The 6,481-nt window shown below is 69.9% G+C and carries 6 protein-coding genes; 3 read left to right on the forward strand and 3 right to left on the reverse strand.

The features are described from left to right. Positions 1-20 precede the first annotated feature (20 nt). Positions 21-1,247, reverse strand: a complete 1,227-nt coding sequence (doeB2, locus tag B8W67_RS16485; protein WP_234806797.1) for a N(2)-acetyl-L-2,4-diaminobutanoate deacetylase DoeB2 — start codon at positions 1,245-1,247, stop codon at positions 21-23. A gap of 143 nt (positions 1,248-1,390) precedes the next feature. Here doeB2 and B8W67_RS16490 point away from each other — a divergent pair, with 143 nt between their 5' ends. From B8W67_RS16490 to B8W67_RS21580, 3 genes are read left to right on the forward strand one after another with little or no spacing between them, the layout of a single operon-like run. Beyond that, positions 1,391-2,890 carry a DNA-3-methyladenine glycosylase 2 family protein gene (locus B8W67_RS16490; RefSeq protein ID WP_085305055.1) on the forward strand — a complete coding sequence of 500 codons (1,500 nt, stop codon included), beginning with the start codon at positions 1,391-1,393 and terminating at the stop codon, positions 2,888-2,890. Then, positions 2,887-3,378, forward strand: a complete 492-nt coding sequence (locus B8W67_RS16495) for a methylated-DNA--[protein]-cysteine S-methyltransferase (protein ID WP_085305057.1) — start codon at positions 2,887-2,889, stop codon at positions 3,376-3,378. The genes B8W67_RS16490 and B8W67_RS16495 overlap by 4 nt, the downstream gene beginning before the upstream one ends. Positions 3,379-3,417: 39 nt before the next feature. Further along, complete coding sequence (locus tag B8W67_RS21580; RefSeq protein WP_264033322.1) at positions 3,418-3,552, forward strand: hypothetical protein; 135 nt, start codon at positions 3,418-3,420, stop codon at positions 3,550-3,552. Between the two features lie 25 nt (positions 3,553-3,577). On the opposite strand, the gene B8W67_RS16500 is transcribed toward B8W67_RS21580, so the two are convergent. Together B8W67_RS16500 and B8W67_RS16505 are read right to left on the reverse strand one after the other, a co-directional pair. Continuing rightward, complete coding sequence (locus tag B8W67_RS16500) at positions 3,578-4,549, reverse strand: SDR family NAD(P)-dependent oxidoreductase (protein ID WP_069390995.1); 972 nt, start codon at positions 4,547-4,549, stop codon at positions 3,578-3,580. A 15-nt stretch (positions 4,550-4,564) separates the two neighbouring features. Beyond that, positions 4,565-6,241 carry a GMC family oxidoreductase N-terminal domain-containing protein gene (locus tag B8W67_RS16505; protein ID WP_085305064.1) on the reverse strand — a complete coding sequence of 559 codons (1,677 nt, stop codon included), beginning with the start codon at positions 6,239-6,241 and terminating at the stop codon, positions 4,565-4,567. Between the last annotated feature and the right edge of the window lie 240 nt (positions 6,242-6,481).

Raw genomic sequence — 6,481 nt, forward strand, 5'->3', positions numbered from 1 at the left:
GATGGGTGGGGATGGGTGGGTTAGCTCGCCGTGATGTCGTGCGCCGGCGGCGGTGGTGCGCCGGCGAGGGCGATCAACAGCCGCGCGACCGGGTCGATCAGCGCGTCGTTGAAGTCGTAGTGGGCGCTGTGCAGCGCCGCCGTCCGCTGCGGTGCGGCGGGACCGCCGCCGATCAGGGCGAACGCCCCCGGGATCTGCTCGAGGTAATAGCTGAAATCCTCCGAGGCCATCACCGGGGCGCCGACGGCGTGGCGATCCCATCCGGTGCCGAACGTCGCATGCAGTGCGGCCCGCAATTCCGCGGCCGGTTCGCGGTGGTTCACCGTTGCGCCATAGCGCGCGGCGGTGTTGACCTCGGCGTGCACCCCGTAGGCCGCGGCGGTGGCGGTCGCGATCTGCTCGATAGCGGCGAAAACCTCGTCGCGCACGGTCAGATCGGGCACCCGGATGCTGCCGGCCAGTGCGGCACGATCGGGGGTCACGGTGGCCGCCGAGATGGCCTCCAGGGAGGTCACCGCCAGCACCGCGGGTGCCTGCGGGGCGAGCCTGCGCGCCACCACCTGCTGCAACGCCACGGTGACTGCGGCGGCCGCCAGCACCGGGTCGCGGGTGGCCTCCGGTTGGGACGCATGCCCACCGCGGCCGTGCAACTCCACCCCGAAGGTGCCGTTGGCGGCCATCACCGGGCCGTCGGGGCACAGCGCCAGACCGTAGGGCAGCGCCGGCCAGTTGTGCCACCCGAAGATCACATCCACCGCGGGGGCTCGCGGGTCGGGGGCGGCCAGAGCGCCGTCCTCGATCATCCGGGCGGCGCCGTGGCCACCCTCTTCGGCCGGTTGGAACAGCAAGGTGACCGGACCGGGCAGGGCGTCGCGGTGCGCGCTGAGCCAGTGGGCGACGGCCACCAGGGTGGCGGTGTGTCCGTCGTGACCGCAGGCGTGCATCGTGTCGTCGATCTGCGAGGTGTACGGAAGACCGGTCTGTTCGGCGATCGGCATCGCATCGAGGTCGGCGCGCAGCGCCACATGCCGTCCGCTCGCCTGCGGAGCCAGCGTGGCGACCGTGCCGGTATCGGCGCAGCGCCGCCAGTGGATCTGCGCGGTGTCGAGGATCTCTCGCACGGTGGCGGCCGTCTCGTGTTCCGCCCACGCGGTTTCGGGACGGCGGTGCAGGTCGTGACGGAGTCGCCGGGCCTGCGCCACGGTCTCGGGCCAGGATGTAGTTATCGGACCTCCTCGGTTCGTCACCCATCTCGGTCTTCTGCCAACCTACGCCGATTCCCCCCGTCGCACCCGGTGAAACGCCGTGGATCACCGCCGTGCGGCGCCGTGGGCACAGCGATGTCGGTTTTCCGCTAGCGCGGGGGCGGCGAAGCTGTCATTGTCGAAGAGTGCACGAGGATTTCGACCGTTGCTACCGTGCCGTGCAATCCAAGGATGTGCGGTTCGACGGTTGGTTCGTCACCGCGGTGCGCACCACCGGGATCTACTGCCGGCCGAGCTGTCCGGCGCCGAGACCACTGGCCCGCAACGTGTCGTTTCTGCCCACGGCGGCCGCGGCGCAACGGGCCGGATACCGGCCGTGTAAGCGCTGCCGACCGGATGCGGCGCCCGGATCGCCGGAGTGGAACGTGCGCGACGACGTGGTGGCCCGCGCGATGCGCCTCATCGCCGACGGTGTGATCGAACGTGAGGGAGTCGACGGACTGGCGGCCCGGCTCGGCTACACCTCCCGGCATGTGCAGCGGCTGTTGCAGACCGAGGTCGGAGCGGGGCCGTTGAGCCTCGCACGGGCGCAGCGCACGCAGACAGCACGCGTTCTCATCGAGAGCACTGCCCTATCGTTGAGCGAGATCGCTTTCGCTGCAGGATTTTCCAGTATTCGTCAGTTCAACGACACCGTGCGTGAGGTCTGCCGGGCCAGCCCGGGCGAGTTGCGTCGTCGCGCCGCCGGGCGGGGCCATGAGAGCGTGCGCGGTTCGGGTGCGCTGCGGTTGCGGCTGGCTGTGCGCCCGCCCTTCGCCTATGCCGCGGTGTTCGGTCATCTCGCCGCCGCAGCGGTGCCCGGCTGCGAAGAGGTGCGCGACGGGGCTTTTCGGCGCACCGTGCGGTTGCCGCACGGTGCCGGTGTCGTGGCGTTGACGCCGGCACCCGATCACGTCGACTGTCGGTTGGAGCTGGTGGATTTCCGTGACCTCGGTGCGGCGATCTCACGGTGCCGGCGCCTGCTCGATTTGGACGCCGACCCGGAGGCGGTGATCGCGGTGCTGCGCGAGGATCCGCGGCTGGAACCCCTGGTCGCCGTCGCACCCGGCCAGCGGATCCCGCGCACGGTCGACGAGGCCGAACTGGCGGTGCGGGTGGTGCTGGGCCAACAGGTGTCGATGAAAGCCGCTCGCACCCACACCGCACGGTTGGTGGCCGGGTACGGCCGCCCGGTCACCGATCCCGGTGGCGGACTGACGCACACGTTTCCGACCGTGACCGAGCTCGCTGAGATCGCCGAGACCGATCTGGCGCTGCCAGGGGCGCGGCGGCGCACGGTGCGCGCGGTGGTCGGCGCGCTCGCCTCCGGCGCCCTGGTGCTCGACGCGGGCTGCGACTGGGACCGGGCGCGCCACCATCTGCAAGGGCTGCCCGGCGTCGGCCCGTGGACCACCGAGGTGATCGCGATGCGCGCCCTCGGTGACCCCGACGCCTTCCCGCTCACCGATCTGGGGGTGCGCACCGCTGCGCGTCGTTGTGGGTTGCCGGTAGATTCGGCGGCGTTGAGCGCGCACAGCCGGCGGTGGCGACCGTGGCGGTCCTATGCCACCCAGCAGTTGTGGGCCAGCCTGGACCATGAGGTCAACACCTGGCCCCCGACGGAGCCCGCAAAGGAGAGCGCATGACCCGCTACCGCACCGTCGACAGTCCGATCGGCCCGTTGACGCTGGCCGGCACCGATAGGGCCTTGCAGCATCTACGGATGGTCGAGCAGACCTACGAGCCCGACCGCCGCGACTGGCGCCGCGACGACACCGCCTTCCCCGCCGCCGTCGACCAGCTCACCGCATTCTTCGACGGTGACCTCACCGCCTTCGACCTGGAAATCGACATGGTGGGAACGGAGTTTCAGCGCCGGGTGTGGTCGGCGCTGCAGACGATCCCCTACGGTCAGACCCGTTCCTACGGCCAGATCGCCGAGCAGATCGGGGCCCCCGGCGCGGCGCGGGCCGTCGGGTTGGCCAACGGGCACAACCCGATCTCGATCATCGTGCCCTGTCATCGCGTCGTCGGCGCCAACGGCAGCCTCACCGGCTACGGCGGCGGGGTCGACCGCAAACGGTTCCTGCTGGATCTGGAGAAACGGCACAGCCATGCACTGCTGTTCGACTGAGTCCGCTGCCCTGTCCGCGGCCCTCTACGGAGGTTGACGATGACCGTCGCGATCTGGGTGGTGCTGGCGCTGGTGGCGCTCGGGCTGATCGGCAGCCAACTGTTGCGGCTGCGCCGCTGGCTCGACCGCGCCCCGATACCCGAACAGCACGAGGAACCGCCGGACGAACCGTGATGACGGCGACCGCCGGGACGCGCCCCTACAGCGCGGCCACCGTATCGGCGAGGGTGTCGGCTGGGTCACGGTAGACCACACCCAGCTGCTGCTCGCTGGGGGAATCGTCGGATGCCGGCATCTGGGTGTAGTACTGCATGCCGGCGGCGGTGAACGGCGTGTCGATCGGCAGCCACCGTTCGGCCTGGTCGAGGATCGTGCCAGCGGTCCGCAGGGCGATGTCGGGGACCGGCACCGCCAGCATCCGGATCCCGGCGGTGCGGCCCAGCAGCGCCGCCAGCTCGGTCACCGACACCCGGTGGCCGCCGGCCATGTAGCGGCGCGGACCGCGCCCGGGCTCCAAGAGCGCGGCGTGCAGTGTCGCCACATCGCGCACGTCGACGATGAGCCAGCCGCCGCCGCGGCCGGGGATCACCCGCATGGCCAACGCCGCCTTGACGCCCTCGCCGGCTTCGCCGAACTGGTCCCCGGCGGGTGGGCCGAGAACCATGCCGGGATAGGTGATGTTGACCGGTGCGCCGGCGTCCTGCAGGCCGCGGGCGTAGATCTCGACCTGGGCCTTGGACTGGCCGTAGCCGTCGGCGCCGCCGACCACCGGCAGATCGGCGGTCAGGGTCGTCAGCCCGGGATGGAACAGGGCGGTGAAGCTCGAGACGTGCACGATCGGATCCAACCCGAGCTCGACGGCCTGGCCGAGCACGTTTTGGGCGCCGCCCATGTTGGTCTGCAGCATGTGGGCGGTTTCGCGCGGGTCGGTGGCCACCAGGGCCGCGCTGTGCACCAGGGCGTCGCAACCGCTCATCGCCGCGCGCACCGCCGCGCGATCGGTGATGTCGGCGACCGCGTAATCGGAGGTATCGACCCCGAGGCGGCCCACGGTGCGCTCCAGCTTCGCCGGGGTTCGCACCAGAAACCGGACCTGGTGGCCGGCGTCGGCGATCGCCTTGGCCGTCCAGCCGCCCACAAACCCGGTTCCGCCGGTGACCAATACACGCATGAACGCGATTCTGCCCTACGTCGGGGTCAGCGGGAGGCGCAATGCCCCGGGAGCGTCGGTGGGGACCGTGGCATGCTTGGGCGGCACCGGTGTGATGCGCCGGTACGGGGCACCGAGAGCGGGACGCGGATCGGGCTCGCCGTTGTTGGGCCACAACGCCATTGCGCGCTCGGCCTGGGCTGTGATCGTCAACGACGGGTTCACCCCGAGATTGGCGGTGATCGCCGACCCGTCGGTGATGTGCAGGCCCGGATGGCCGTACACCCGCTGGTAGGGATCGATGACACCGGTCTGCGCGGACTCGCCTATCGGGCATCCACCGATGAAATGCGCTGTCAGCGGGATGTTCAGCGCGTCGAGGTAGGTACCCCCGGCGAAACCGTCGACCTCGTCGGCCATCCGGCGGGCGATGTCGTGTGCGATCGGGATCCAATCCGGGTTCGGCTCCCCGATCCCCTGGCGGGTGGTCATCCGGCGACCGAACAGGCCGCGTTTGAGGTAGGTGGTCAGCGAATTGTCCAGCGATTGCATGACCAGGATGATGATCGAGTGCTCCGAGGCCCGACGCGGGAACATGCTGCGCACCAGCAGGCCCGGTTGGCGCAGGATCATCAGGAGCAGTCGCGCGAACCGCCACGGACCGCCGTCGACGAGATGGGTGCCCATCATCGACAGCAGGTTGGAGCCCTTGCCGTAGCGGCACACCTCGACGTGGGTGTCGGCCTCCGGGTGGATCGAGGAGGTGATCGCCACGCCCTGGGCGAAGTCGTCGCGGTCGGGTGCCATCACGACCGGCACCTCTTCGGAGTTGGTGCGGGTCAGCTCGCCGAGCCGCGGCGACAGGTGCGGCAGCGAGCCGGTGTCGCGCAGCTTGTGCAGCAGTCGCTGGGTGCCCAGCGACGCCGCGGCGAAGACGACCTGCCGGGCGGTGATCTCGCGCCGCTGGGTGCGCACCCAGCGGCCGGTGCGCACCGTGCTCAGGGCGTAGCCGTCGCCGTGGGGACGCACGTCGGTGACCATCGTCAGCGGAAAGATCTGCGCGCCGGCGTGTTCGGCCAGATACAGGTAGTTGGTCTCGGTGGTGTTCTTCGCGTTGTGCGGGCACCCGGTGAAGCATTGGGCGCAGCCGATGCATCCGGCGCGCGCCGGCCCGGCGCCCCCGAAGAACGGGTCCGCGACCGTGACACCGGGTTCGTCGCCGAAGAACACCCCGACGTTGGTGGGGTGGTAGGTGTCCTCGACACCGAGATCGCGGGCGACTGACCGCAGCACCTCGTCGGCCGGGGTGACGTGCGGTGTCGGCGTCACCCCCAGCATGCGCTCGGCCTGGTCGTAGTAGGGCTCCAGCTCGGCGTGCCAGTCGGTGATATGGGCCCACTGGGCGTCGGTGTAGAAGTGCTCCAGCGGCCGGTAGAGGGTGTTGCCGTAGATCAGCGAGCCGCCGCCGACCCCGACGGCGCTGGCGATGAACGTCTTGCCCAGTACGGTGAGCCGCTGCGGGCCGAAGCAGCCGAGCTTCGGCGCCCACATCGCCTTGCGGACGTGCCAGTTGTTCGGCGGGAAATCGCTGGGCTGCCAGCGTTTCCCCATGTCGAGCACCGCGACGCGATAGCCCTTCTCGGTCAGGCGCAGCGCGGCGACGCTGCCGCCGAACCCCGACCCGATCACCACGACGTCATAGTCGTACTCCATGTCGTGCTCCATGGCGTGAACCCTAGTGCGGCGCACTGGCACCCGTCACGGTTTGACCGCCGAATGTGCCGATCGGAAACAACAATCAAAAACAACGAATACCAAAGACGCCAAAAAGCGGTAAGAAAGAAGAAAGGCCCCCCACGAATGGGGGGCCTTTCTTTTAATGTGTGTTCGGCGGTGTCCTACTTTTCCACCCGGGTTGGGTAGTATCATCGGCGCTGGCAGGCTTAGCTTCCG

It is taken from the genome of Mycolicibacillus koreensis (assembly GCF_002104795.1).
GTDB classification, from domain to species: domain Bacteria; phylum Actinomycetota; class Actinomycetes; order Mycobacteriales; family Mycobacteriaceae; genus Mycobacterium; species Mycobacterium koreense.